A 25023-nucleotide genomic window follows, 5' to 3' on the forward strand; every position below is an offset into this window, starting at 1 on the left:
CACACAGCCGCCATAACACATTTGCAGGCAGCTAATAAGCTGGCGGCGATTATGCGTGTACAGACACTGGATGACCATAAGTTGCCGGGCTTCTCACACCCGATCACTGAGTTGTCAGCGACAGCCAAAGACTAGAGAGCCCGCTTCCGACGAACAACCTGAAAAAGGCGTGGGAAAGTTCCGTGTTTTGACACATCCGTTAAACATTCAACAGCGGAACGCGGAGCGTCCCTGGCGGCATTCCCACGCGGGAGCGTGGGAACGATCAATCCCCAAATTTGTGTACGACACAAATCCTGTGGGAGCGGGCTTGCCCGCGATAGCGGAGGGTCAGTCACGGTGATGTTGAATGTGCCGCCGTCATCGCAGGCAAGCCAGCTCCCACAGATGCAGTGGTTCTTTTGGAAATTAGCGCCGGCGCATCAGGCCGATGAAGAACAGCCCGCCGATGGCGGCGGTGGCGACGCCGATGGGCAGGTCTTCCGGGGCGATCAGGGTTCGTGCGGCCACGTCGACCCAGACGAGGAACAGGCTGCCCAGCAGGACGCATGCCGGCAGCAATCGCCGGTGTTCAGCCCCGACCAACCGCCGCGCAATGTGCGGCACCATCAACCCGACAAACCCGATGGACCCACTGATCGACACCAACACCCCAGTCATCAACGAAGCAATCAAAAACACCCGCAGCCGCACGGTGCGGGCATTCAGGCCGAGGGTTACCGCCGTCTGCTCACCCGCCATCAACGCGTTCAACGGCCGAGCCATCCCCAGCAACAACACCAACCCGAGCAACACACTCGCCGCCGGCACCGCCAGCAATTCCCAGCGCGCCAGTCCGAGCCCGCCAAGCATCCAGAACATCACCGCAGAACTGGCGCGGTGATCACCGAGAAACAACAGCAAATTGGCAACCGCCATCATCACGAACGACACCGCCACGCCGCACAACAGCAGCCGATCACTGTCCAGCCGCCCATTGCGATTGGCGATCATCAGCACGATCAACATGCTCAACAACGCACCGATGAACGCGGCAATCGGCAAGGTCAGCAGGCCTACGATTTCACCGATATGCAGCACCACAATCACCGCGCCGAGGGTCGCGCCGGAGGTCACACCCAACAAGTGCGGATCAGCCAATGGATTGCGCGTCACCGCTTGCAACACCGCACCGATCAACGCCAGACCGGCGCCCACCAGCGCGCCGAGCAACATGCGCGGCACGCGGATCAGCCAGACGATGTGTTCCTGGCCGGCAGTCCAGTCCGCAGCACCGAAACCAAAAATCTTGTGCAGCAATATTCGCCAGACCACCTCCACCGGCACCCGCGCCGGGCCGAAGCCCAGCGACACCACGCACGACACCAGCAACAGCGCGCCGAGGGCCATCAGCAACAAGGCATAGCGACGATCGATCATTCGCCGTGGAAACCTTTGGCCAGGGTTTCGACCGCCAGCACGTTGTCGATCCCGGGCGTGGCCTGCACGTACGGAATGACGATGAAGCGCTGGTTCTTGATCGCGTCCACCGATTGCAGAGCCTGGTTTTTGAGCAGGAATTGCTCCTTCTGCTCGGCGGTGACTTCGCCGTAATCAACGATCACGATCACCTGCGGATTGCGCTCGACCACGTTCTCCCAATTCACCCGGGTCCAGCTCGCCTCGACGTCGTCGAGAATGTTGCGCCCGCCGGCCGCGTCGATCAGCGCCTGCGGCATGCCCAGGCGCCCGGAGGTCATGGCCCGGTCCTCACCGCTGTCGTAGAGAAACACCCGAGGCTTGTCCGTCGGCAGGTCCTTGCGCACCTCGGCGACTTGCGCCTGCATCCGGGTGATCACGGCGTTGGCGCGGTCCTGCACGTCGAAAATTTTCCCGAGGTTGCGCAGGTCGTTGTAGGTGTCTTCCAGGCTGGCCGGTGGGCGCTTCATCACGAAGGCGCAGGACTCGGTGAGTTCGTAGACGTTGATGCCCAACGGTTGCAGGGTTTGCGGCGTGAGATCACCGCCGACGCGCATGCCGTAGTCCCAACCGGCAAAGAAGAAATCGACGTTGGCGTTGAGCAGGGTTTCCACTGACGGGTACTTGGCCGCCAGTTCCGGCAAGCCATCGAGGATGGTCTGCATCTGGGGCGTCACCGATTTCCAGCCGGACACGCCGCTGTAGCCGACCATCCTGGGTTTGAGACCGAGGGCGAGCATCATCTGGGTCATGTTGATATCGTGGCTGACCGCGTGTTTCGGCGCTTGCTTGAAGGTCACCGCGCGGTTGCAACTCTGGACGGTCAGCGGATATTTCGTGGCCTCGGCGAAGGCTTGGGCATTGCCCAGCAACAGCGCGATGCAAAGCAGGGAACGCAAAGTCATGGTTGGGTTATCCAGGTGATTCGTGGGTAGCCGTGCAAGGGATGGTCATCGATCAGTGCGTCGACACCGAACACGTTGTGCAAAAGTTGTGCGGTCAGGACTTCTTTGGGAGGGCCGCTGGCCACAATGCGACCGTGATTGATCACGTATAGCCGATCGCAAAAAGCCGCTGCCAGATTGAGGTCATGAATACTCGCCAGCGTGCCGATCTGCAGGCGTTTGACCAGTTGTAACAGCTCCAACTGATAGCGCGGATCGAGGTGATTGGTCGGCTCGTCGAGGATCAGCAATTGCGGCTGTTGAGCCAGGGCGCGGGCGAGGATCACGCGCTGTTTTTCACCGCCGGACAGGGTGGCGAAGGCGTGATCTTCGAAGCCTTTGAGGCCGACCGATTCGAGGGCTTGGGTAGCGAGGTTTCGGTCTTCAAGCGTGTCGCCATCGAACAGACCTTTGTGCGGCGTGCGTCCCATGGCGACCACTTCCTCGACGGTCAGGCCGAAGGCGTCGGGGAATTCCTGCAACACCACGGCAATGCGTTGCGCGCACCAGCGTGAGGATTGCTTCCAGACGTTGTGATGGTCGAGCTTTACCTCACCGCTTTCCGGTTTGCTGAAGCGATAGGTGCAACGCAACAGGCTGGTTTTGCCGCTGCCGTTGGGGCCGATCAACCCGACGAACTCACCGGCGGCCACGTGCAAGGATGCGTCACGCAGCTGGAACTGGTGATGACAGTGGCCGTGGCCCAGGGGTGTCCAGGCGAGGTTCGAGAGGTTCAGCGAGGTCATGCATTTCTCTTGGCGTTAACGATCGTTCCCACGCTCTGCGTGGGAATGCCTCAACGGACGCTCCGCGTTCGGCTCTGGAGAGGACGCGGAGCGTCCCGGGCTGCATTCCTTTGCTGCGCGTGGGAACGATCAATCGGCGGTGACGAAGAAAGATCGCGGCCCGCATTGTATTGGCTTTGCGCGTACGCGTATCTCGCCTGTTTTCATAATGAAGGTGAGGTGGATTCAGTTTGCCGGCCCAAGCGCGACAGCAGCCCCCAATCCAATAGCCACACGACAATCAACGAAGCCCCCACCAACGGAAACATCACCGCCAACCCGAACATAATGACCATCGCGGTTTTCCATTTCGGCAGATCGTGACGCAACGGCGGCACACCGAACTTGCCCTGTGGCCGGCGCTTCCACCAGATCACCACACCGCTGACGGCGCTGAGCAAAATCATCAGGCAGATCAGCAGCACGATGATCTGATTGAACGGGCCGAACATCTTGCCTTCGTGCAGCATCACGCCGACTTCGGTGGCCCGGGCGACGTTGCTGTAGTGCTGCCAGCGCACGTCGGCGAGGACGTCGCCGGTGTACTGGTCGACATGCAGGGTGGCGTCGTTGCGCGGGTCGTCGGCGAACACCGCGAGGGTGAACACGCCGGTGGCGGTGGTGGGGAAGGTGATGCTGTAGCCGGGCTCGACCTTGCGCTGCACGGCAATGTTTTGCACGTCTTGCAGGCTGATGGTCGGCGCCGCCGGACCGGCCTGGGTGCTGGTGTGAGCCATGTGTTCGGCGTGGTCGCCGGACATTGGCATCGGCGTGTTTTCCATGGCCCACGGTACGGTCTGGCGCGTGGCGCTGTTGAGGCTGCGGGCCTCGACATCGGACTTCGGCACGTCATTCCACATGGCGACCGGGAAGCGGTTCCAGAGGTCGGCGTATTGCTTGCCCCAGAACCCGGTCCAGGTCATGCCGCTGAGCAGCATCACCAGCAGCAATGCCGCGCCCCAGAACCCGGTTACGGCGTGCAGGTCACGCCAGAGCACTCGGCCACGACTGTTCAAGCGTGGCCAGAGAATCCCGGCGGACTGGCCGCGCGGCCACCACAGAAATACCCCGGAAACCACCAGCACGACGCCCCAACCGGCGGCCAGTTCTACCAGCCGATCACCGACGGTGCCGATCATCAACTCGCCGTGAATCGAGCGCGCAATCGCTTGCAGATTCTGCTTCGCGTCTTGCTCGCCAAGGATGTCGCCGTGGTACGGATCGATGAACACGTTCAGTTCATGACCTTCGTTGATCACCACAAACTGCGCACTGCGTTCGGCGTTGATTGGCGGCAGGTACTGTTTGATCTGGCCTTGTGGGTATGCCTCTTTTACGCGCTTGAGCAGGTCGTCGGCGGAGACTTTGTGATGGGCCGCAGGGACGTTCAGCAGGCTGCCGTACATCAACGGATCGAGTTGCGGTTTGAACAGGTAGATGATGCCGGTCAGGGCCAGCATCACCATGAATGGCGCGACGAACAGGCCGGCATAGAAATGCCAGCGCCAGGCCAGGTTGTAGAAATTCGGTTTGGGTTGTTTCATTCGTGTGCTCCGCCAGACGTGGATCTTTATTGTTTAGTGCGGTTGCTGCGCAACCGATCGCGGGCAAGCCCGCTCCCACAGGATCAACGTCGCCCATGTGGGAGCGGGCTTGCCCGCGATGCTCTTAGAAGCTCATATCCACCTTGGTCCAGAGCGTGCGCCCCGGTTCGTTGATGGCTTGCGGATCATTGGCCGGGAAGCCGAAACCGGCGTTGCCCGCCAGGTTCAAGTGTTCGGCGTAGGCCTTGCCAAACAAGTTGTCGACGCCGCTGCTGACCTTCCAGTTCTTGTTGATCCGGTACGCGCCGTTGAGCGAGAACACCCCAAAGCCCGAACTCGTGTCGAAGTCTTTGCCGACCACGTTGCCCTTGTTCTGGTCGATGCGGTTCTGCGCCGCAACCACCCGCCACAAGGCGCCGGCGCTCCAGTTGTCTTCGCTGTAGGTCAGGCCGAAACGCGCATCCAGCGGTGGCATCTGCGGTAGCGCGCTGCCGTCGCTGCTGTTCTTGCCCCAGGCGTAAGCCAGGGTCGCGTCGGCTTTCCAGTTGGCCGTCAGCTTGTAGGCCGCGCCGAATTCGCCGCCCATGATTCGCGCGTCGATGTTCTCGGCTTGCGAGGTCATGCCCATCATCCCCGGCGTGTAGTTGAACAGGATGTAGTCACGTACTTGGCCGACGTAACCCGAGGCCCAGGCTTCGAGGTCTTCGGTCTTGTATTGCAGGCCGAAGTCGAGCTGGGTGGTTTTTTCCGGCTTGATCGAGTCGAAGGCATTCACCGAACCGGCGGGACCGGATTTAGGCGAAAACAGCTCCCAGTAATCCGGGAAACGCTGGGCGTGACCGAGGCCCGCATACAGCGTGGTGGGGCTGTCGGCCAGGTCATGCTCGTAACGCACGAAACCGCTGGGCAGGGTGTCGGCGCGGGTGTCGTCGGCGGTCGGATTGGGGCGGGCCATCATCCCGGAGCCGATGGTTTGCCGATAATCCTTGGCCGACGCACGATCCAGTCTCGCACCGGTGATCAGCCGATCACGGTCGGCGGCGTACCAGGTCAGTTCGCTGAACACACCGTAGTTGTGGAAGTCGGCGTCCTTGTTGCGCGGCACGTCCTTGTAGGCGTCGACGCCCATGGCGCTGCGTTGGCGGTGTTCGTTGGTTTGCGCATCCAGGCCACTGATCAGTTGCACATCGGCCCAGCGCCAGGTGGCTTTGATTCGCGCGCCGAGGGTTCGACGGTCGACGTTGGAGGCCATGGGGCCGGCCATCATCCCGGTACCGGACGGTGTGCGCAGGGTGTAGTTGTCCATCACGTGGTCGGCGTAGTTGTAGTAGACCTGCGCCTCGATTTTATCCAGCACCTCACCGATGTTTGACTGTTCGAAGCGCAGGCCCAGGCTTTCGCGCAAGAACTGCGAACCGTCCATGCCGCGCCCGGCGTAACGGGCTTCGCCGTCACCCTTGCCGGCGGTCAGTTCCAGCAGGGTGTCGGCGTTCGGGGTCCAGCCGACCGCGACGTCGCCGTTCCACTTGTCATAGCGCGAGGGCACGGTGTCGTTGTTGCCGTCCTTGTAATCGTCGGAATGTGCGGTGTTGCCGATCACTCGCACGTAACCCAGTGGTCCGCCGGCAGCAGCGTCCACCACCTTGTCGAAACGCCCGTTGGAGCCGGCCAGCACGCTGGCATTCACCCGGGTGCCGAGTTCGCCGAAGCTTTCCGGCTCCCGGTCGAACAGGACGGTGCCGGCCGATGCACCGGGGCCCCAAAGTACGGTTTGCGGGCCTTTGATGACGGTGAGTTTGTCGTAGGTTTCCGGTGAAATGTACGAAGTCGGCGCGTCCATGCGGCCAGGGCAGGCACCCAGCATCATGCTGCCGTTGGTGAGGATATTCAGTCGTGAGCCGAACATGCCGCGCAGCACCGGATCGCCGTTGGTGCCACCGTTGCGCACCAGCGCGAAGCCAGGGATGGTCTTCAGATAATCGCCACCGTCGCTGGCCGGCACCGGTTGGCGCGGGTCCTTGGGGTTAGTGACGATGGTCAGCGGCGAACTCGGCGCGATGGCGGTAATCACCGTCGGGCTCAGTTCTTCGCTGTGGTCGGCGTGTTCATCGGCCAACACCATCGGTGTCAGCAGCAAGCCGCAAAGAACGGCGGTGGCATGCCTGAAACGAACGCGAGATTCGTTCAGGGCAAAAGAAGCCTGGGCAGCGCCCAAACGTGTGTCAGCAGAAAACCTGGACATGACAATTTCCATCGAACAGTCGTAAACGACACGGCCGGCAGCCTGCGGCTGTCTTCTAAACCGTGTGAGATCGGAGGTGGGTGTTTACGCGACGATGGGCGGTGCACGAGTGCGGGCACCGGGGAAGAAGGTTTGCCGGGCGTGGCCCAGGCGGGTAGCGGGTGTGGTGAAGGTGGTGGCGGGCGGGGCGTCGAAAGCGGCGAATGAAGCGCCACCGGTGAGCGCCGGGCAATTGAACAGCAGGCTGCAATAGCCGCATTTTTCCCAGAGTGCGTGATGGTCGGCTTTGGGTGGGCAATGCTCGGCGGCGGGTTGCGCGCCATGCGCCATGGCCGACATGTCCATGGGCATGTCCATCGACATGTTCATGCTCATGGACATCGAGGCGCGTTGATCCATCGGCATCGACTGAGAAATCAGCGGGCCGATAAAGATCATCAGCATGGCGAACAGGCTGATCCAGCTGCCGCGCGTCAGGCTCATTGGCTGACGGCGGTGCACGGATGGCCTGGCGCTATACGGGCGCATAGGCGTTTTCAACAGGGGCGATTACTGGGCGTGCATGTGCGCTTGCATGCTGTCCGGCGCCTTTTTCTGCACCGCGACTTCGACCGTCACATCGCCGGATTTTTCGAAGTGCATCGTCAGCGGGAAGCGCTTGCCGTCGCTCAACAGGCTGCGGTCTTTCAGCTCCAGCAGCATCACGTGATACGCCATCGGTGCGAAGGTGGTTTCGCCGCCCGCCGGAATCTCGACGCTGGGCACTTGCTGCATTTTCATCAGACCGTTTTGCATCACATGCTCGTGCAACTGGGCAACGCCTGCGATTGGCGATTCGACGCTCAGCAATCGGTCGGCGGTTTTGCCGCTGTTGTGAATCACGAAATATGCCGCGACGGTGGGCGCGTTGGGCGGCAATTCTTGCGACCACGGATGGGCGATCTCAAGTTCGCCAGACTTGTATTCGTGAGCATTGGCAAAACAGGCAGGCAGCAGCAATACAGCCAGAACGATGAGTTTGTTCAACATGGCAGTTCTCCAGAACGATTCAAAACGCAGGTCAATTGCGAGAAGGAATCACACCAGAGGGGACGCGCGGGGGTTGAGACTCGGCCATTGCTCGCGCGGTGTCGGTATGTCGAGCGTGGCAGGCGGCAGGCTTCGATTGGCCTCGAAACGAGCGAAATACAACTGCGGAGCATGCCCCGGCAACGCCACCAACGGCGCGGAGCCCGAGCAACACCAGCAATGCTGCATGTTGGAATGATCGTCGTTCTGCGGGGCTTTCTGCTCGATATCGCCCAGGGAAATCGCCATCAGCTTGGTGCCGTTGGAAGAGCAGAAGCTGCCCCACAGCAACTGTTCGGCCGGCGATTTCGCCGTTTGCGCCATCGCTCCGGACATCGGCATGGCGAGCATGTTGAACAGCACTGCAAAGCAGGCGATCCAGGCAAATGCAAGCCGTTGTCGGGACATGAGGGCAGATCCGGTTGAGTGGGCGATCAGGCGCGGCTATTTAGCCTGATCAGGGATGATAAGTAAAAAGGCTGCGTGCGGTTTGGTGTCGCAGTGCGTCAGTCAACATGTCGAGCAGCCGACGTGCAAGCTCAGCCTCGCCGTTTTGAAAGAGTGTAGCGACTTCGATTCTTAATGCCTGAGCGAATTGAGGGTCGATTTGGATTCTTGCCCGGATTGTGTGTTTGACATCTCTGAGCGCTACACGATTGAAGCTCCCATCACCCAGGTCTTCCTCTTCGCAGGCCTTGATGTAGTTCCGCAAGTCGGCAGGTGCCAGGAGAAACTCAGTGATATCGAAGCGTGTGAATTTCTCGGGCATTCGGCACTTCTCGCTACATTCGTGGAGCTCTGAAATATAGGGATGGGGTTATGAGCCCACAAGTCAGCCGATTTGGATAATGTTGTGCGTGAGGTCCGACGGATATGTAGGGCGTTGCACATTCTCTGTAGCAGCTGCCGAAGGCTGCGTTCGGCTGCGTAGCAGTCGTGATCCCATGCGCCGCAGTCAACCTGGCGGACCGTGGTGTTTGAGTTTACGACTGCTGCGCAGCCGAACGCAGCCTTCGGCAGCTGCTACAGGTTTTGTGTGAGGGCCGCTAAAACCTCAGTCACAGACCCAAATTCCCTATCAACCCCCGGCAACATCGGCCGCTTCAACACTAGCACCGGCACTTCACGCTCCCGCGCCACTTCCAGTTTCGGTTCCGTGGCGGTGCTGCCGCTGTTCTTGCTGATCAGCACATCGATCTGCCGACGTTCGAACAGCTCGCGTTCATCCTCGATCAGAAACGGCCCACGCGCGCCGATCACTTCGCAGCGCTCATTCCCGGGATAAACGTCCAGCGCACGTAACGTCCAGAATTGCTCCGGCGGGATTTCGTGCAGGTGCTGCAATGGCTCGCGACCGAGGGTGAACAGCGGTCGGCGGAACGTTTTAAGCGCTTCGATCAGCTCGGCCCAGTCGCTGACTTCACGCCAGTCATCTCCGGCGTGTGGTTGCCAGGCCGGACGTCGCAAAGCCCAGCACGCAATGCCACTCAACCGCGCAGCTGTCGCGGCATTGTGGCTGATGCGAGCGGCGTAGGGGTGGGTCGCATCCAGCAGCAAGTCAATGCCTTCGTCACGAATGAACTGCGCCAGACCTTCAGCGCCGCCATAGCCGCCAACGCGGACCTGGCAGTTCAGATCCGTCGGCACACGACCGACGCCGGCCAGGCTGTAGATGTGTTCCGGCCCCAGGGTTCGAGCAATGGCCAACGCTTCAGTCACGCCGCCGAGCAACAACACGCGCTTCATTGAAGAACTCCCGCATGGCCGACAATCCCACCCTGGCGATCGATGGCGAACACTTCGACTTGAACCTGCGCCGGCACCACGCTGCGGGCAAAGTCCAGGGCGTGCTGGCACACCGCGTCGCCAAGGGCGATCCCGGCCGCGCTGGCCATCGCTAAGGCTTGTTGACTGGTATTGGCATCGCGGATCGCCTGTTGCAACGCTTCATCCGCGCCGACCGCCGCAGCCCATTCGGCCAGTTGCGGCAGGTCGATGCTGGAATGCCGACTGTGCAAATCCATGTGCCCGGCCGCCAGTTTGCTGATCTTGCCGAAGCCACCGCACAGGCTGAGTTTATCCACAGGCACTTTGCGCAAGTGCTTGAGCACCGCGCCGACGAAGTCGCCCATTTCGATCAGGGCGATTTCCGGCAAGTCGTAGACCCGGCGCATGGTGTCTTCGCTGGCGTTGCCGGTGCATGCGGCGATGTGCAGGTATCCGTTGGTTTTGGCGACGTCGATGCCTTGATGGATCGAGGCGATGTAGGCCGCGCAGGAGAACGGCCGGACGATGCCGCTGGTGCCGAGAATCGACAAGCCGCCGAGAATCCCCAGCCGCGGGTTCATGGTTTTCAGCGCCAGGGCTTCACCGTCCTCGACGTTCACCGTGACCTCGAAGCCGCCCTGGTAATTCAGTTCCTCGGCCAGCAACGTCAGGTGATCAGTGATCATCTTGCGCGGCACCGGGTTGATCGCCGGCTCGCCGACGTTCAGCACCAGCCCGGGCCGGGTGACGGTGCCCACGCCACGGCCGGCGCTGAAGCGGATGCCTGGCTCACTGTGCAGGCGCACTTGGGAAAAGAGCAGGGCGCCGTGGGTCACGTCCGGGTCGTCGCCGGCGTCCTTGATGGTTCCGGCTTCGGCGCCGTCGTTCATCAGCCGACAGAATTCCAGGCGCATCTGCACCCGTTTGCCTTTGGGCAGAATGATCTCGACGGCGTCCGCTTCGACGCCACTGAGCAGCAGGCGTGCCGCCGCGAGGCTGGTGGCGGTGGCGCAACTGCCGGTGGTCAGGCCGCTGCGCAGCGGTGCGGGTTGTTCGGCGGTTTCGTCACGCATCGAGGGGTTTCGTCACGTCCAGCAAGGTAATCGGCAGCGCCTGACGCCAAGTGTCGAACTCGCCCAGCGGTTGCGCCTGGGCGACGTGAATGCGGGTCAGCTCACCGCCGTGGCGTTCGCGCCAGGCCATCAAGGTCACTTCGCTTTGCAGGGTGACGGCATTGGCAATCAGCCGGCCACCGGGTTTGAGTTGCGCCCAGCACGTGTCGAGCACGCCTTCGCGGGTGACGCCGCCGCCGATGAAAATCGCGTCCGGGCGTTCGAGTCCGGCCAAGGCTTGTGGTGCCTTGCCGCGAATCAATTGCAGACCGGGGACGCCGAGGGCATCGCGGTTGTGTTCGATCAACAACTGCCGCCCTTCATCCGCTTCGATGGCCAGCGCCCGGCAACTCGGGTGAGCACGCATCCATTCGATGCCGATCGAACCACTGCCAGCGCCGACGTCCCACAGCAGTTCGCCGGGGACCGGGGCGAGGCGTGCAAGGGTGATGGCGCGCACGTCGCGTTTGGTCAGTTGGCCGTCGTGCTGGAAGGCTGAGTCCGGCAGGCCGGCCAGGCGTGACAGGCGTGGCGTGTTCGGTTCAGCGATGCATTCGATGGCGATCAGATTCAGGTCGGCGATCTGCGGGTCGCTCCAGTCGTTGGCGACACCCTCGATGCGTCGTTCTGCTTCGCCGCCCAGATGTTCCAGCACGGTGAGGCGACTCGGCCCGAAACCGCGCTCGCGCAGCAACGCCGCGATGGCCGTCGGACTCTGGCCGTCGTTGCTCAACACCAGCAAACGCACGCCGCTGAACAACTGCGCGTTGAGTGCGGCGAGGGGCCGGGCAACCACTGAAAGTGTCACCACCTCCTGCAACGGCCAGCCCATTCGCGCGGCAGCAATCGAGCAGGAGGAGGGCGCTGGCAGGATCAGCATTTCAGCGTTGGGCACTTGCCGGGCAAGGCTGGCGCCGACGCCAAAGAACATCGGATCACCGCTGGCCAGTACACAGATCGGTTCGCCACGCTGCGCCAGAACGGGTTCAAGGGAGAAAGGACTGGGCCACAACTGCCGCTCGCCACGGATGCAGGCCGGCAGCAAATCCAGTTGTCGCTGGCCGCCAAAGATCCGCGTAGCGCGCAACAGGGCGTGTCGGGCATTTTTCCCCAAGCCCTTGAAGCCGTCTTCGCCAATGCCCACTACTGTCAGCCAGGAGGCCATGTTGTTCCTTAATCCAATGTTCATCGTCAAAGGCGACATGATAGCGCGGCTTCTGTCATCTGACGCGGGTCTATGGCGGGGAAAGCGTACTTCAGTTTTCAGACACTTAATGTTGACGAAAAAATGCCTGTTGTAATGATGGTTTTGGTAGTTTTGTTTTTGTTCAGGTTGCGCAACCTTATATGTATTAAATAGCTGCCAGTAGTTGATGTTGGTCGCGACACTATCAAGGATGAAAAGAAACTTATATGGATAACGTGTTAGCTGAAGGCGTCATCGAACATGATGCGCTGATGATAAATAATGTGCTGCTGACCGGCACGGCTGGCCAGGCCGTCGCCGACAATGGCTTTGTCAAAAACTGCATTTTTCTGGCCCAGCATGGCGCGGATAAAGTCGCAAGGAGCGAGACGCAGCCGGGGCCCTGGTTCGACCATTACGCCGGTATGTTCTGGTCAATGGACTGGACGCTTGCCGAACCGGTCGAGTACATCAAGCCGCAGTTCTCAGGGAGTTTGAAACAGGCCTGGTTGAAAGTGGCGCGTCCCTACCTCACGAGCGCACAAATAGCACAGATTGAGTCAGTACTTGGAAAGCTAGAGAATGACGCCGAATTGCTGGCGAAGATCGCGGGCTTGAGCGGGAAAGTATTCGGATTCAACATCGTCCCGGTCAGTTATAAGCCTAACGGAGATCTGGAAATGGTGGTCAGCCATATCAGGTTGATCAAGCTGGGTATCACTACACCCTACCTGTTCTGGACGATAGATCAGAGTCGGTCTCAACTGGATATCCGGATTCGGCGGTTGGAGATCAAGCGGCGAGACATGGACGCTATTCGACAGCGCGTGGAAGAAGCCACTCGAGCCCTTGCACTCAAGTTCAGCGAGTACGAACTCTGATTCCACGCAGGCCGAAGCCTTCTTTTGCTTGATTGATACTTCGGCAGCGTTTCCGACCGGCAGACTTTTCATGCGCTCGGGCAAAGCAGGCATAATGGCAGCCCTTCACCCTTCACGTGCCTCCAGTCAGCCGGTCACTCATTGAACGAACGTCCGATGTCCACCGCTTTACGCCCCTCGGCTTGCCCGGGGTTGCTGCGTATCGTCCAGGCGCTGGACGGCGGCATCTGCCGGATCAAACTCAATGGGGGGGCGATCTCGGCCGATCAGGCCGAAGCCGTGGCCGATGCTGCCGAGCGTTTCGCTGGCGGGGTGATCGAGGCAACCAACCGCGCCAACCTGCAAATTCGCGGGATCGGCAGCGAACACGGCGCCTTGATCGCCAGCCTGATGGCAGCCGGGCTCGGCCCGACCAGCGCGGCGGGCGATGACGTGCGCAATCTGATGCTCAGCCCCGGCGCCGGCATTGATCGGCAGATGCTGATCGATACGCGCCCATTGGCCGAGCAGATCCTCGCCACGCTGCAAAGCGATGAACGCTTTCACGACCTCAGCGCCAAGTTCGCGGTGCAGCTGGATGGCGGCGAAGGTCTGGCAATGCTCGAACACCCTCATGATGTATGGCTGTCCGCTGCTGAACGAGACGGTGAGCGAGTGTTTGTGTTCGGCCTGGCGGGCTGCCTTGTCGACCCGCCCGTAGGCGCGGTGTCGCTGGAGCGGGGTCATGCGTTGGTGGTCGCGGTGCTGGAGTTGTTCCTGGAATGGGCGCGCCCCGAGCAGACCCGTATGCGACATCTGCTCGCCGAATGCACGCTCGACGGGTTTGTCGCGCGCCTCTCCGAACGTGTGCCGTTGATGTCCATTGAGGGTTCGCAGCGCGAGGTCAGTCCAAGTGCCTTGCACATCGGCGCTCATCCACAGCGTGAAGCCGGGCGTGTGTACATCGGCGCGGTGCCGCTGCTGGGTCGCCTGAATCCGGCGATGCTCAAAGGCGCCGCACGACTGGCGCGCGAGCAGGGTGACGGCTCTTTGCGTTTCACGCCTTGGCAAAGCCTGATATTGCCCGGCGTCCATGGCGACGACGCGCCTCACGTTATCCACAACCTCGAACACCTCGGCCTGCGCTGCTCAGCCGATGATGCTCTGGCGCATCTCATCGCCTGCACCGGCTCGAACGGCTGCGCAAAGGGCCTGGCCGACACCAAGGGCGATGCCAGACAACTGGCGGTGCTGTTGCAACGTCACGGCCAGACACCGAACGTGCACCTGTCCGGTTGCCCGCGTTCCTGCGCGGCCGCGCACGTTGCTCCAGTGACCTTGCTGGCGGTTTCTCCCGGTCACTACAACCTCTATTTTCGCGACGCAGCGCAGCCGGGTTTCGGTGTCCTGCACGCACACAACCTTACTATTGAAGCGGTCGCAGCCTTGCTCGACGCCCGCTCACGGAGCCCCCTTGATGCTTGATTACATCCGCGACGGTCAGGAGATCTATCGCAACTCCTTCGCGATCATTCGCGCCGAGGCCAACCTTGCGCGCATTCCGGCCGATCTGGAGAAACTCGCGGTGCGGGTGATCCACGCCTGCGGCATGGTCGAGGCCATCGACGGGCTGCAGTTTTCCGAAGGCGCCGGCAAAGCCGGGCGCGATGCGCTGGCCGCTGGTGCGCCGATTCTGTGCGACGCGCGGATGGTCAGCGAAGGCGTGACCCGTGCGCGTTTGCCAGCCAATAACCCAGTGATCTGCACCCTGCGCGACGAGAGCGTTCCGGAGCTTGCCCGCGAGTTGGGCAACACTCGTTCCGCTGCCGCGCTGGAGTTGTGGCGCCCGCACCTGGAAGGCAGTGTGGTGGTGATCGGCAATGCGCCGACCGCGCTGTTTTATCTGCTGGAAATGCTCGACGCCGGCGCGCCGAAACCGGCGCTGATCCTCGGCTTCCCGGTGGGCTTCGTCGGCGCCGCCGAATCCAAGGCGATGCTCGCGGCGGACAGCCGTGGCGTGCCTTTCGTCATCATGCAAGGCCGGCTGGGCGGTAGTGCCATGGCCGCCGCCGCCGTCAACGCCCTCGCCACGGAGATCGAATGATGCAGCAACCTGGACGTTTGATTGGCCTGGGCGTCGGCCCCGGTGATCCGGAACTGATTACCGTCAAAGCCTTGCGCCTGCTGCGCGAATCGCCGGTGGTGGCGTACTTCGTCGCCAAGGGCAAGAAAGGCAACGCCTTCGGCATCATCGAAGCGCATCTGCAGGACGCACAAACCCTGCTGCCACTGGTTTACCCAGTGACCACCGAAGCGCTGCCGGCGCCGTTGTCGTACGAACAAGTGATCAGCGATTTCTACGATACGGCCGGCGAACAACTCGCCGCGCATCTGGACGCTGGCCGTGACGTGGCGGTGATCTGCGAAGGCGATCCGTTCTTCTACGGCTCCTACATGTACCTGCACGATCGACTGGCCGAACGTTATGAAGCCGAAGTCGTGCCGGGTGTCTGCTCGATGCTCGGCGGTGCCTCGGTACTCGGCGCACCGTTGGTGTATCGCAATCAGAGCCTGTCGGTGTTGTCGGGTGTACTGCCCCACGAAGACCTCAAGCGTCGCCTGGCCGATGCCGATGCGGCGGTGATCATGAAACTGGGGCGCAACTTTCCCAAGGTCCGTCAGGTGCTCGAAGAACTCGGTCTGGCGAAGCGTGCGCTGTACGTGGAGCGCGCGACCATGGCCAATCAGAAAATCGTGCCGCTGGATCAGGTCGAGCCGATGTCCTCGCCTTATTTTTCGCTGATCATCGTCCCCGGTGAAAGGTGGCAAGGCTGATGGCCCATTCCGCTCCGGCGATTGTCATTCTCGGCAATGGCAGCCTCGCGACCGCGCGCAAGATTGCGCAGCTATACCCCGGCGCACTGATCCATGGACTGGCCGAACGGGTCGAGGGCGCGGACCGTGTTTATCACGAGTTCGGCGCAACCCTGCGCGAACTTTATCAACAGGACACGCCGATCATCGCGCTATGCGCCGCCGGGATTGTGATCCGCACCCTGGCGCCGTTGCTGCTGGAAAAGGGCGCCGAGCCACCGGTGCTGGCCGTGGCCGAAGACGGTAGCGCGGTGGTGCCACTGCTCGGCGGTCTCGGCGGAGTGAATGTCATGGCGCGCGAGATTGCCGCCGGCCTTGATGTCGCGGCGGCGATCACCACCAGCGGCGAATTGCGTTTCGGCACTTGCCTGCTCAATCCACCCAGCGGCTATGCCTTGGGCGATCTGGAGCTGGGCAAGCGCTTCGTCTCGGACTTGCTGGCCGGCGAACACGTGCGTATCGAAGGCGCTGCCCCCTGGTTGGCGCAAGTACAATTACCGCAGGATCCCGAGGCTCATTTGTCGATCCATGTCGGCAGCGCCGAACGGACGCCGGCGGCCAATGAATTGTTGATCTACCCGCGCAGTGTGTTGTTGGCGGTCAGCGCCAGTGTGGCGGATTTGCCCCAGGCGATTCGCGCGGCGCTGCGTCAGGCCCAAGTCGCCGGGCAATCGCTGGCGTGCCTGCTGGCACCGGTCACGGAGATGGCCAACCCGACGTTGCGCGAAGCGGCGCTTGAGCTGGGTGTGCCGCTGCGTTTTGCGTCGGCTGCCAGCGATGCCAGCGAGTTGGCTCGCGGGGCTGTTCCGGGTGCCACGATTATCCCGATCGACGCGAACCTGGCGCTGGCGATCGCTGAACAACCGCTGGACATCGCGCAGATTGGCCGCCCTCGTGGTCGGCTGGCCGTGATCGGCCTGGGCCCGGGTGCTGCCGAATTGATGGTGCCTGCGGTGAAGGCTGAACTGGCCAGAGCCACCGATGTGCTCGGTTATGAAACCTATGTGCGCATGGCCGGGCCGTTTCGAGCGGATCAAGTGCTGCATTGCACCGACAACCGCGAGGAGATGCAGCGTGCCCGTCACGCCTTCGAACTGGCGGCCCAAGGGCGGTCGGTGATTGTGGTCTCGTCCGGTGATCCCGGCGTGTTCGCCATGGCCGCCGCGGTGCTCGAAGCATTGCACGAGTCGAGTGAGCCGGCCTGGCACAGCGTCGATCTGGAGATTCTGCCGGGGGTTTCTGCTTCGCTGGCGACGGCCGCTCAGGCCGGTGCGCCGCTGGGGCATGACTTCTGCGTGATGTCGCTGTCGGATAACCTCAAGCCGTGGTCGATCATCGAGAAGCGTCTGGACCTGGCCGCCGAAGCCGATCTGGCGCTGGCCTTCTACAACCCGATTTCCCGTTCGCGACCGTGGCAGTTGGGCCGGGCTCTGGAAATCGTCGCACAGCACCGTACGCCTGAAACGCCGGTGGTTCTGGGGCGTGATATCGGCCGGCCCGGCCAGACGCTACGAGTCACCACACTCGGTACGCTCACGCCGGAACAAGTGGACATGCGCACCATGGTGCTGATCGGTTCCTCCACCACCTGCACCTTTCCCCGCGCCGGGGGCGGCGAATGGGTATACACGCCACGCTGGTACGGAGAAAAGCCTGTTTCCTGACATCGCTTCTTTTCGCCACAAAAGGGGAGTTGTAAGCAGCTTCGATTGTTTGTGAATTTTAGTAAGCTCTGACGATTTTAAATATCAGGTTTAAAGACAAGGCCGCGAACCATTGGGTTCGCGGCCTTGTGCGTTATAGGTCGCTTATTCCAGTAAGCGACTTTGTCGCTGATGAATTCGGCTGGCCGGATTGAGTGTTTTTCGATGTTTCTTTTGACATTGTTTGAATTTATTGAAGTTTGAATTCACCGTCTTTACACAATAGTTTGCCCGGGACTTAACGTGCCACTGACTGATTTTAACTTGTAACAGGGCGCACCTCGATTTGCAGGCGTGCAGATAGTTGTGCACGCCTGCCGAGTAATGCTGCTTATTCATTCAATGATGGAAATGTACTGGGTTATATTTTATGAAAGATTGGGAAGTCGGAAATACAGACACTTACGTTAATTTTGTCGAGCTTTTCAAACTGGCGGATCTTGAACAGGTATTGTTGCCGCATAAGGACGGCGAGTTTTACGAGGCGCTGTTGCGTTATTACTTTGCCTGCGTGGGGGTAATGGATTCGCCAAGGTTGCTCGAGCCGTTGCGACTATTCAAACAGACACTGGAGCCATTGCTGGGCAACCCTCGAGTGAGGCGTGATCTGGAAGTGCAAACGCCTGCTGCGGCGAGTGAAAAGCATCCCCCGAATCTGTCGCAGATATACGACAAGGTCGAAGGGTTCGAGTCGCGTGTTCAGTTCGGCGTCGAGCAGATGAAAATAGCGGCTACGGAAGTTTCAAAGACGTTGCACTTTGTCTGGCTGGGCGGTGGTGTCGGCGCCATTCAGCGTGATTACCTCAACGTGTGGAAACAAGTGCTGGCCGGGCATGGCTACACACTCAATCTCTGGTACGACAGCGATGCGCTGCTGGCCTATCAAACCAACAAGCTGATTGTTGAGGCCGCCAAGGCCGATGCCCTGTCGCAGGTGGGTGACAAGGTTATCTCTGAAGATGAACTGGCCAGACTGTACGAGGAACGCGCCATTGTTCTGAAGCAACAGATGCATGCGCACATCAATGCCGCGGTGGCAAAAGGCGAGTCGGCCGATGAGGCCCGAATGGATTTGCTGACCCGCGCCTATGGTCAGGATGCGGCGGAACTGGAAGCGCTGCTGCAACGAAATCGTCGCAGTGTGCTCGAGATGGCTGAGGGTGACTTGCAGTTGCGCGACCTTGACGGTGCCGCAGTGCCGTTGCAACTGCAGGACATCTACGAACGGGAAACCCGTTTGCGCGGCAATCTGGCAGCGGCGTCCGATGTTGTGCGCGCCGAAGTCCTGTATGACGAAGGCGGCAGTTATGCCGATGTCGATAACCTGCCGCCATTGCTGAAAACCCTGGGCGGCGTCGACGTCAGTGTTTTGGCCAGCGATGCCCGCCTGGGGATTTTGCAGTTGTTGCTCAATCACAATCCAGAATGGATGCCGGGGCGTCAGGCAGCATCCACCGACTATTCCACCTTCATTCCTTCAGAACACCTGCCGGCACTGGAGGCCTTTGCCAAAAGCCGGCCGGCCCTGAGCCAGGTTTTCCAGCCGCCGACGGATCGGCTGGCTCGACCTTTTATGCTGCGTGCCGTGGCTGAAGGCAATTCGATTACGAATGCGTTCCTGATGGCACATTCCCGTTCGGCGACGCTGCAAACCGTGATTGAACGTATGCGGTTCAACTATGACTTGATCGATGCCACGACTCGCCTGGCTGCGCAGCGCAGTGTTGCATTGAACGACTTTGCAGAGATGTTGCCGCTAGCTCAGGAAGTGCTGGAAAGAACGTATGGGCCGCTGATCGAGCTGCCAAATCAAGAAGAGATCTTCGCGGGATTTCTGGCAAGTGCTGCCGCGAGCTACTTCAGCGACGGCATCCGCCTTCAAAGCGAAGGAACCATCTACCTGACCGGTCCAGGTGCCATGCGTGATGGCATGGCCGATTACGCCAAAGCGCACTTGACCCCCTCGGTGGCTGAGACCGTACGCGAGGAGGCGGCCATTGCGCGCTATGCATCGGTTAACCGCGCCACCGAAGAGGAGCTGGATCATTCCTGGAAAGACAACGCAACCGATCCTGTGGACTGGGTCAAAGATGAGCAGAAGCGTTGGCAAGAGGGCCAATACAAAACCCGCTATCAAGGCGATATCGCACAACTGCTCAAGGGCTCGACGATAGAGTTCGAACAAGGCTGGCCATTGATCGAAGGGCGAGCGGTGCTATTGACCGACGTTTTGCAGCGTCTGGTCGACGGGCTTGGCGAGCCGTTCATCCAGGCGATGAGACAGGGGCATGATGGCGCGATTGTCTTCGAGGAGTCGTTACCGCTGAGCTTTGCTGACCGTCAGGCCATCAAGAATCAGGCTGCTGGCGCGCGGCCTTCGGCCTTCCTCAGCAATGCACGGATCCAGACCCTGGGACTGGATGAGGTGCTGAGCGGGATGGCCCATGGCGAACTTCATCTCGTTGAGACAAGCCCGCTGCAAAGGCTGTCGTTGGGCATGTTGTTGGGGATGGACTCACTGCATAGCCAGAACTTCGCGAATTTCACCGACGAATTGGACAATCTGGCCAACAGCGTTCGTGAATTGGGCACCTCCAGTCGTTACGCTGTCATTGAACGGTATCTGTACAAGCGCAAGGCCCCGGCATTCATGGGCGGCCTGGCCAGCGATGACGATGAGCCGTCGGCATTCTCCGGTAGTGCACTGGATCTGAAAAAAGCAGCATTGATGAAGGCGCAGACCCTGCATCAATGGGGTCGCTATGTGGCGCGGATCCAGCAGGTGGCCACCCTTGAGCATCGCCTGCAGATAAGTGAACGGCTGGATCAAGTGCTCGGCCAATTCGAAGCCAGCAGCGTAAAACTGGTTCCCCAGGATCTGTTGCTCAACGGCGACGGAGAGACGATCGGTGGGCGCTGCTACCCGTTGGCGCTGATGATGAGTGCGGCCCTTGCACAGGGTGAGATGGCCTCCCATCGTCTGCGCGAACGCTTCTACCTGACCGCCATCGAACCGGGGCAAAGTGAGTCGGTAGCCTTTGTGCAGGCGCTGGAGGAACTGCGGGGTACTCAATTGAGTGAAGTGGGGACGCTGCTGAGCCGCGCCGATCTGGAGCAGGTCACTGCTGCACTGGAGAACCATGGCAACACCCGTACGCTGATGCTGAACTCTGACAATCACTCGATGCTGGTGGCGAAAACGGTCTTTGGTGAACACGTCCTCTATCATTTTTATGATCCCAACTTCGGTCTGTTCGAATTCGAGAATGCGGCCATGTTCAGGCGGGCGATGGAGCACTTTTTCCTCAAAATGGGCATGGCCAGATTTTATGCCGCTTACGGTGCCGAAGTCCGGCCCATGTTCGATCTGATCGAACTGCAGGGTGAGCGGGTGTCTGCCTTGCCACTGTCCGCCGGGTTTGATGTAGCGAGAATACTGACGCCGGATCCATTGTCGGGAAAACCCGCGCGATCGCTTCGCCAGCGCCTGAATAGCGCCCATGGACGATCACTGGTCAACAATTCACATTTGGGCAGGAGCCTGTTGGGGCTGGACAGTCATTGGTGGGGAGAGCAGATCGCCCAGGCGACAAGGCAATTGCAGACCCAACACCAATTATCGGCGGATGCCGTTCCGTTGTTCGAGACGTTGGAGGTTACTCCAGGCGGGGAATACAAGATCAGTCTGGTCGATCCCAAGGCTGGGCAGACCATGGCGCATGTCACGACTGATGATCACCGGATTCTGAGGATAAAGGAGTTTCTCTCCGGGCTTTTCGAGACGTTGGTCAGCAAACAACAGTCGCCAGTCTCCGAGTTCGATCCGACTGACGCAGGCAGTGTCCATACGCTCACTGCCGGTTTCACCATACAGGCTTTAATGAACGCGCTGCGACATCATGAAGGCGCGGCAAGCGGTGGTGACAATGCGCTGACCACCGCTATTCGCCTGCATGCTTATGTGAACTATGCCCAGCTTGCCCATGGCAATGTCGTGGATGTCATTGGCATTGTAAAACTGGTTCGCCAGGCACTGGATGATGAAAAACTGATCGCCCGAACCAGCGCGCCGCTCGTGCAACGAGCCTTGGGGCATATTGCCAACGAAGGGGTGGGTACGGTGTTGGGACTGGTGAATGTCGGCTTTGATATTTACCAATTGAGCCACGCAACCAATGACATTGAAAAGGCGCAGTTCGGGACGCAGTTAGCGTTCGACTCCGCCAGCGTGGCATTGGCCGCTGCCGGCCTGGGCGCCGCACTGGCAGGTGCGAGTACGGTGGCTGCGGTATTGGGAGGCGGCGGGGTGATTCTGGGGGGGCTGACGGTGGGCGTTGCTGCGCTGGCCGAAGGTTTTGCCACCATTGCGGAGGAGGCCAAGGAGGTCGCGCTGTTTTTTGATGGGCTGCAAAAGGCTTATTTGCAAGGCGGCTATCACCTGGATAAGGCGTCGAATGCCTGGATTGCACATCCATCGCTGGTATTCGCCGATCTGGATTTGCACGAATCCACTGTCCATTTCGACAGCCCGAAGCTGTTTCCGCTTCGGGACCATTTTGGGGTCCCGGATTACGATGTGGATTACGCTCGTGCCACCGATATTCGGCAGGGACTTGAATTGCCCGGTTCGGCACCTTTCTCACCGCAGGCAGGGCAAACGATCGTTCTGCCTTGCACACCCAAGACGTGGTTCGGCTACGAATACAAGTTGATGCCGTTTGTCACGTTTCGTCATGCCGGTGGATTCGACACGGCACGCCGGCTGGAGAAAAAGAACGAACAGGGGCAATGGCAGTTTCTGTTTTCGTTCTACTCGTTTCCCGGTGAGTACGTGGTCAACCGGTTGCACCCCGTATACAAGCCAACGGTTTTCAACGTTCGTCTCGACAACATCGAACGCTCTCTGGTAGTGCCTGCGCTGCCGAAGGCGTGGCACGGCATGGTTTCCTACCGGATAGAAGGGGCAGGCGCTCAATGTTCCGTGTTGCTCAACCCAGGCGTGAGCCTCGAACTCGACGCACCGAGCCACATTGCAATGCGCTGGGTGCTGCTGGCTCCGTGGCTGGCGGAGGCAGACATCCGGATAGAAGCCGCCGGTCGACTTGTTTTAAACACCTTGGGTGTGAAATTCAGTGGCAATGGCGCTCACGACGTATTGCTCAAGCTGGCTGGCAACAAGATCATGCGCGTTGATCTTGTTGCCCTGCGGTTGGAGGTGGTCGAAGAAGATGCGGATCCGGCGCTCGGGGAGCAAGCGTTGCTGGATCATTTCAAATCACTGGCCCGTGAACATCGACTGGCCATGCCATATACCCCCGTTCATGGGTTTGTCGTTCCATTCGAAAAGCCGGATGAGCCCAGGACGGTGGCCGCGTATTACGACTCGGCTCGGGATCGCTTTCTGTATGTACGCGATCCGGAAGTGATATTGGCCGATGAGTCCGTATTGGGAGCAGTGGTGGAGGATTTTGCCTACTTCTATCACCCCGAGAGTTTTGATGTCTGGCAGGTCGACGCGACCACTGGCACGCTGGTTCAGCGCTATCGTCTGCTCATACCGCAGGGCAAAGCGACCATTATCCAATGCGAGGTGACGGCTCATGGTGCCGTTCAGGTCGTGCAACAGGTCCTTCGAAAGGACGGTCAGCATGATGAACTGACCTACATGATCCATGACCGTTTGGTGTGGCTAAGTTCGATCACCCTGGGTCTGGTTCCCGCACTCCAGCCAGCTCTGGACGCGGACATGCTGACTGACTGGAAGCAGGTGCTGGGCGACTATGTGTTGCCGAGAGAGTCAACGAATACCGTGAACTGGCGCCCCGGTGCGCTGGTATCGATTTGTTGGCAACTGGATGACAAGTTTCGAGATCTGATCTGGGTCCGGGACAGCGACGGCTTGATCATCCGTGCACCCGCCAGGCGTCACCATTCGCGGGGATGGAACGACTCGATCAAGGCTTTGGCCGACCTTCTGCTCATCGCTCCTGCTGGGGTCCAGGGTGAAGTGTTTGTCACCTTCGACAAAACTGACCGAAGACTCGTGCGACAGCAAAGGTCGATAGTGGATGGTCGCGCGCAATGGACCTCCAGCGGATTTGGCCCTCTGGAGGTGAAAAATGTTGTCGCCGTTGAGCAGGGCTATCTTGCGCTGACCGACTCCGGCCTGTTCTTTAATGTGATGCCGGACGGGCATCTGCGATTGGGCGGGGTGACTGAGGCCTGGCTCAAAGATCGACCCCAATGGTGGTCCGCACTCGCCACGGTGGCGACACAGTACCCGGTGTCCAGCTTTGCCATCCTGGGTTTGACAGGCTTACAGGGCGATGCCGGTTTGTGTGCCTGGTACCTTGACGATCGACTGCTACTCGCGGAGCTGGGGCAGGGGAAAGAAGTACGGTTGCTGAGTATTACTCCGGACAACCAGACCGTTTGGCTGTTCGATCTTTCAACCGGCAAGATTGTCCGCCAGGGTTTTATCGATCCGGACCGCTTGGACGCGGCATTTGCCCAGGGAACGAAGCTGTTACAGGCTGAAGCATTGCCGGCCCCCCAGCAGGAGTGGGCGTCCTGGACCTTTGTCGACGTGACGGTGGAAGGCGCTGGCCTGAGGGCAACGACTCGTGAAGGCGTGGAACTGGATTTACAGCACAACGAACCGGCACGGATTACGGGCGTTGACAGCCGTTGGGTCGCTGCACTGGAAGGTGAATTACGTGACGGATTGGCGGCGCTGGCGAACGAACATCGATGCGCTGACTTTCTTTGCGTCAAAGACGCCGACTACTTGCAATGGTACGTGGTTCGGACCGGACGGTTGATCCGGATTCCGACAATTGCCACCGACGCGCAATACTCGCTGGTGGGCACTCAGAAGCAAACCAATGTGATGCTGCACGAACAAGCGGATGGTTTCGTGCACACCTATCCGCAAGAAAACAAGGTCGGGCCTTTTGTCTATATTCAGCGCAATGACGAAGTACTAACGGTTGAAGGGGCGAAGATGGGCAAGAACCTACTCCCGTTGATTGCCGATGATGTCAGCATCCTGGTTCTGAAAATGGGTCAAGGTTCGATAACCAGCCGGCTTACCAGAGCGGCGTGGTTGAAACTTGAATCGGTCATCGTCGATTGCCGCTATTCACTCGATCACCCGCCTACGGTTCCAGGAAAGCTGATCTGGGAAAGCGTAGCTGTTGATCAGTTGTGGGTGAACCGGGTCGATGAGCACTTGGTGATTGTTGATTCCGACAGCGGACACAGTTTGATCTTTCGTCAGGTATTTGCGGTGGACCCAGCCTTGCGCGGAGATGTGTTTCTGGCATTGGACGACTATCAATCCTTTGCGGTATCGACACTGGTGAGTGCCCTGCTCGCCAGAAAGGACACCTCCAATAACGTATTGCTCAATAAGCTTGTATCGGTCGAAAAAGTTGAAGCAGTAGAAAGTTAATTCTGTAAGCCATTCACACATTGGATC

18 protein-coding genes are annotated in these 25023 nt (G+C 60.0%); 6 read left to right on the top strand and 12 right to left on the bottom strand.

Annotation, left to right across the window (positions count from 1 at the left end; translation table 11 throughout):
* Nucleotides 1-408 precede the first annotated feature (408 nt).
* From PSH97_RS02825 to cbiE, 12 genes are all read right to left on the bottom strand, one after another.
* The gene (locus PSH97_RS02825) at nt 409-1419 is read right to left on the bottom strand and encodes a FecCD family ABC transporter permease (protein WP_305448015.1); all 1011 of its coding nucleotides are present in this window, start codon (nt 1417-1419) and stop codon (nt 409-411) included.
* Nucleotides 1416-2363: an ABC transporter substrate-binding protein gene (locus PSH97_RS02830; protein WP_305448016.1), complete on the bottom strand. Its 948-nt coding sequence runs from the start codon at nt 2361-2363 to the stop codon at nt 1416-1418. The genes PSH97_RS02825 and PSH97_RS02830 overlap by 4 nt, the downstream gene beginning before the upstream one ends.
* Nucleotides 2360-3148: an ABC transporter ATP-binding protein gene (locus PSH97_RS02835; protein ID WP_305448017.1), complete on the bottom strand. Its 789-nt coding sequence runs from the start codon at nt 3146-3148 to the stop codon at nt 2360-2362. The genes PSH97_RS02830 and PSH97_RS02835 overlap by 4 nt, the downstream gene beginning before the upstream one ends.
* A gap of 203 nt (nt 3149-3351) precedes the next feature.
* Nucleotides 3352-4731 carry a PepSY-associated TM helix domain-containing protein gene (locus PSH97_RS02840; protein ID WP_305448018.1) on the bottom strand — a complete coding sequence of 460 codons (1380 nt, stop codon included), beginning with the start codon at nt 4729-4731 and terminating at the stop codon, nt 3352-3354.
* A gap of 124 nt (nt 4732-4855) precedes the next feature.
* Nucleotides 4856-6973, bottom strand: a complete 2118-nt coding sequence (locus PSH97_RS02845) for a TonB-dependent copper receptor (protein ID WP_305448019.1) — start codon at nt 6971-6973, stop codon at nt 4856-4858.
* An 84-nt stretch (nt 6974-7057) separates the two neighbouring features.
* Complete coding sequence (locus tag PSH97_RS02850; RefSeq protein ID WP_305448020.1) at nt 7058-7501, bottom strand: DUF2946 domain-containing protein; 444 nt, start codon at nt 7499-7501, stop codon at nt 7058-7060.
* A gap of 21 nt (nt 7502-7522) precedes the next feature.
* Nucleotides 7523-8002, bottom strand: coding sequence for a copper chaperone PCu(A)C (locus PSH97_RS02855; protein ID WP_305448021.1), 480 nt, complete (start codon nt 8000-8002; stop codon nt 7523-7525).
* A gap of 48 nt (nt 8003-8050) precedes the next feature.
* Complete coding sequence (locus PSH97_RS02860; RefSeq protein ID WP_305448022.1) at nt 8051-8449, bottom strand: DUF2946 domain-containing protein; 399 nt, start codon at nt 8447-8449, stop codon at nt 8051-8053.
* Between the two features lie 49 nt (nt 8450-8498).
* Nucleotides 8499-8810, bottom strand: coding sequence for a hypothetical protein (locus PSH97_RS02865; protein WP_305448023.1), 312 nt, complete (start codon nt 8808-8810; stop codon nt 8499-8501).
* Nucleotides 8811-9064: 254 nt separating this feature from the next.
* A complete protein-coding gene (locus PSH97_RS02870) occupies nt 9065-9787 on the bottom strand; it encodes a cobalt-precorrin-6A reductase (protein ID WP_305448024.1) in 723 nt (240 codons plus the stop codon).
* Entirely contained in the window at nt 9784-10881 is a 1098-nt protein-coding gene (locus PSH97_RS02875; RefSeq protein ID WP_305448025.1) for a cobalt-precorrin-5B (C(1))-methyltransferase, read from the bottom strand. The genes PSH97_RS02870 and PSH97_RS02875 overlap by 4 nt, the downstream gene beginning before the upstream one ends.
* Nucleotides 10874-12085 carry a precorrin-6y C5,15-methyltransferase (decarboxylating) subunit CbiE gene (gene cbiE / locus PSH97_RS02880; protein ID WP_305448026.1) on the bottom strand — a complete coding sequence of 404 codons (1212 nt, stop codon included), beginning with the start codon at nt 12083-12085 and terminating at the stop codon, nt 10874-10876. Before cbiE ends, PSH97_RS02875 begins: the two co-directional genes overlap by 8 nt.
* Before the next feature lie 248 nt (nt 12086-12333).
* On the opposite strand from cbiE, the gene PSH97_RS02885 reads away from it, so the two are divergent.
* The 6 genes from PSH97_RS02885 (at nt 12334) to PSH97_RS02910 (ending at nt 24996) form a co-directional block, all read left to right on the top strand.
* Nucleotides 12334-12987 carry a hypothetical protein gene (locus PSH97_RS02885; protein WP_305448027.1) on the top strand — a complete coding sequence of 218 codons (654 nt, stop codon included), beginning with the start codon at nt 12334-12336 and terminating at the stop codon, nt 12985-12987.
* Between the two features lie 156 nt (nt 12988-13143).
* Entirely contained in the window at nt 13144-14451 is a 1308-nt protein-coding gene (gene cobG / locus PSH97_RS02890; protein WP_305448028.1) for a precorrin-3B synthase, read from the top strand.
* Complete coding sequence (locus PSH97_RS02895; protein WP_305448029.1) at nt 14444-15070, top strand: precorrin-8X methylmutase; 627 nt, start codon at nt 14444-14446, stop codon at nt 15068-15070. The genes cobG and PSH97_RS02895 overlap by 8 nt, the downstream gene beginning before the upstream one ends.
* The gene (locus tag PSH97_RS02900; protein ID WP_305449740.1) at nt 15070-15801 is read left to right on the top strand and encodes a precorrin-2 C(20)-methyltransferase; all 732 of its coding nucleotides are present in this window, start codon (nt 15070-15072) and stop codon (nt 15799-15801) included. Before PSH97_RS02895 ends, PSH97_RS02900 begins: the two co-directional genes overlap by 1 nt.
* Nucleotides 15801-17504, top strand: a complete 1704-nt coding sequence (gene cobJ, locus PSH97_RS02905) for a precorrin-3B C(17)-methyltransferase (protein ID WP_305448030.1) — start codon at nt 15801-15803, stop codon at nt 17502-17504. Before PSH97_RS02900 ends, cobJ begins: the two co-directional genes overlap by 1 nt.
* Before the next feature lie 409 nt (nt 17505-17913).
* Complete coding sequence (locus PSH97_RS02910; RefSeq protein ID WP_305448031.1) at nt 17914-24996, top strand: TcdA/TcdB pore-forming domain-containing protein; 7083 nt, start codon at nt 17914-17916, stop codon at nt 24994-24996.
* Nucleotides 24997-25023: the final 27 nt, after the last annotated feature.

The organism is Pseudomonas cucumis, assembly GCF_030687935.1.
GTDB lineage: Bacteria > Pseudomonadota > Gammaproteobacteria > Pseudomonadales > Pseudomonadaceae > Aquipseudomonas > Aquipseudomonas cucumis.

What these genes read in the sequence shown, in the direction of transcription:
- PSH97_RS02825 (WP_305448015.1), bottom strand. Translation starts at nt 1,419, where the DNA reads ATGATCGATCGTCGCTATGCCTTGTTGCTGATGGCCCTCGGCGCGCTG.
- PSH97_RS02830 (WP_305448016.1), bottom strand. Translation starts at nt 2,363, where the DNA reads ATGACTTTGCGTTCCCTGCTTTGCATCGCGCTGTTGCTGGGCAATGCC.
- PSH97_RS02835 (WP_305448017.1), bottom strand. Translation starts at nt 3,148, where the DNA reads ATGACCTCGCTGAACCTCTCGAACCTCGCCTGGACACCCCTGGGCCAC.
- PSH97_RS02840 (WP_305448018.1), bottom strand. Translation starts at nt 4,731, where the DNA reads ATGAAACAACCCAAACCGAATTTCTACAACCTGGCCTGGCGCTGGCAT.
- PSH97_RS02845 (WP_305448019.1), bottom strand. Translation starts at nt 6,973, where the DNA reads ATGTCCAGGTTTTCTGCTGACACACGTTTGGGCGCTGCCCAGGCTTCT.
- PSH97_RS02850 (WP_305448020.1), bottom strand. Translation starts at nt 7,501, where the DNA reads ATGCGCCCGTATAGCGCCAGGCCATCCGTGCACCGCCGTCAGCCAATG.
- PSH97_RS02855 (WP_305448021.1), bottom strand. Translation starts at nt 8,002, where the DNA reads ATGTTGAACAAACTCATCGTTCTGGCTGTATTGCTGCTGCCTGCCTGT.
- PSH97_RS02860 (WP_305448022.1), bottom strand. Translation starts at nt 8,449, where the DNA reads ATGTCCCGACAACGGCTTGCATTTGCCTGGATCGCCTGCTTTGCAGTG.
- PSH97_RS02865 (WP_305448023.1), bottom strand. Translation starts at nt 8,810, where the DNA reads ATGCCCGAGAAATTCACACGCTTCGATATCACTGAGTTTCTCCTGGCA.
- PSH97_RS02870 (WP_305448024.1), bottom strand. Translation starts at nt 9,787, where the DNA reads ATGAAGCGCGTGTTGTTGCTCGGCGGCGTGACTGAAGCGTTGGCCATT.
- PSH97_RS02875 (WP_305448025.1), bottom strand. Translation starts at nt 10,881, where the DNA reads ATGCGTGACGAAACCGCCGAACAACCCGCACCGCTGCGCAGCGGCCTG.
- cbiE (WP_305448026.1), bottom strand. Translation starts at nt 12,085, where the DNA reads ATGGCCTCCTGGCTGACAGTAGTGGGCATTGGCGAAGACGGCTTCAAG.
- PSH97_RS02885 (WP_305448027.1), top strand. Translation starts at nt 12,334, where the DNA reads ATGGATAACGTGTTAGCTGAAGGCGTCATCGAACATGATGCGCTGATG.
- cobG (WP_305448028.1), top strand. Translation starts at nt 13,144, where the DNA reads ATGTCCACCGCTTTACGCCCCTCGGCTTGCCCGGGGTTGCTGCGTATC.
- PSH97_RS02895 (WP_305448029.1), top strand. Translation starts at nt 14,444, where the DNA reads ATGCTTGATTACATCCGCGACGGTCAGGAGATCTATCGCAACTCCTTC.
- PSH97_RS02900 (WP_305449740.1), top strand. Translation starts at nt 15,070, where the DNA reads ATGCAGCAACCTGGACGTTTGATTGGCCTGGGCGTCGGCCCCGGTGAT.
- cobJ (WP_305448030.1), top strand. Translation starts at nt 15,801, where the DNA reads ATGGCCCATTCCGCTCCGGCGATTGTCATTCTCGGCAATGGCAGCCTC.
- PSH97_RS02910 (WP_305448031.1), top strand. Translation starts at nt 17,914, where the DNA reads ATGAAAGATTGGGAAGTCGGAAATACAGACACTTACGTTAATTTTGTC.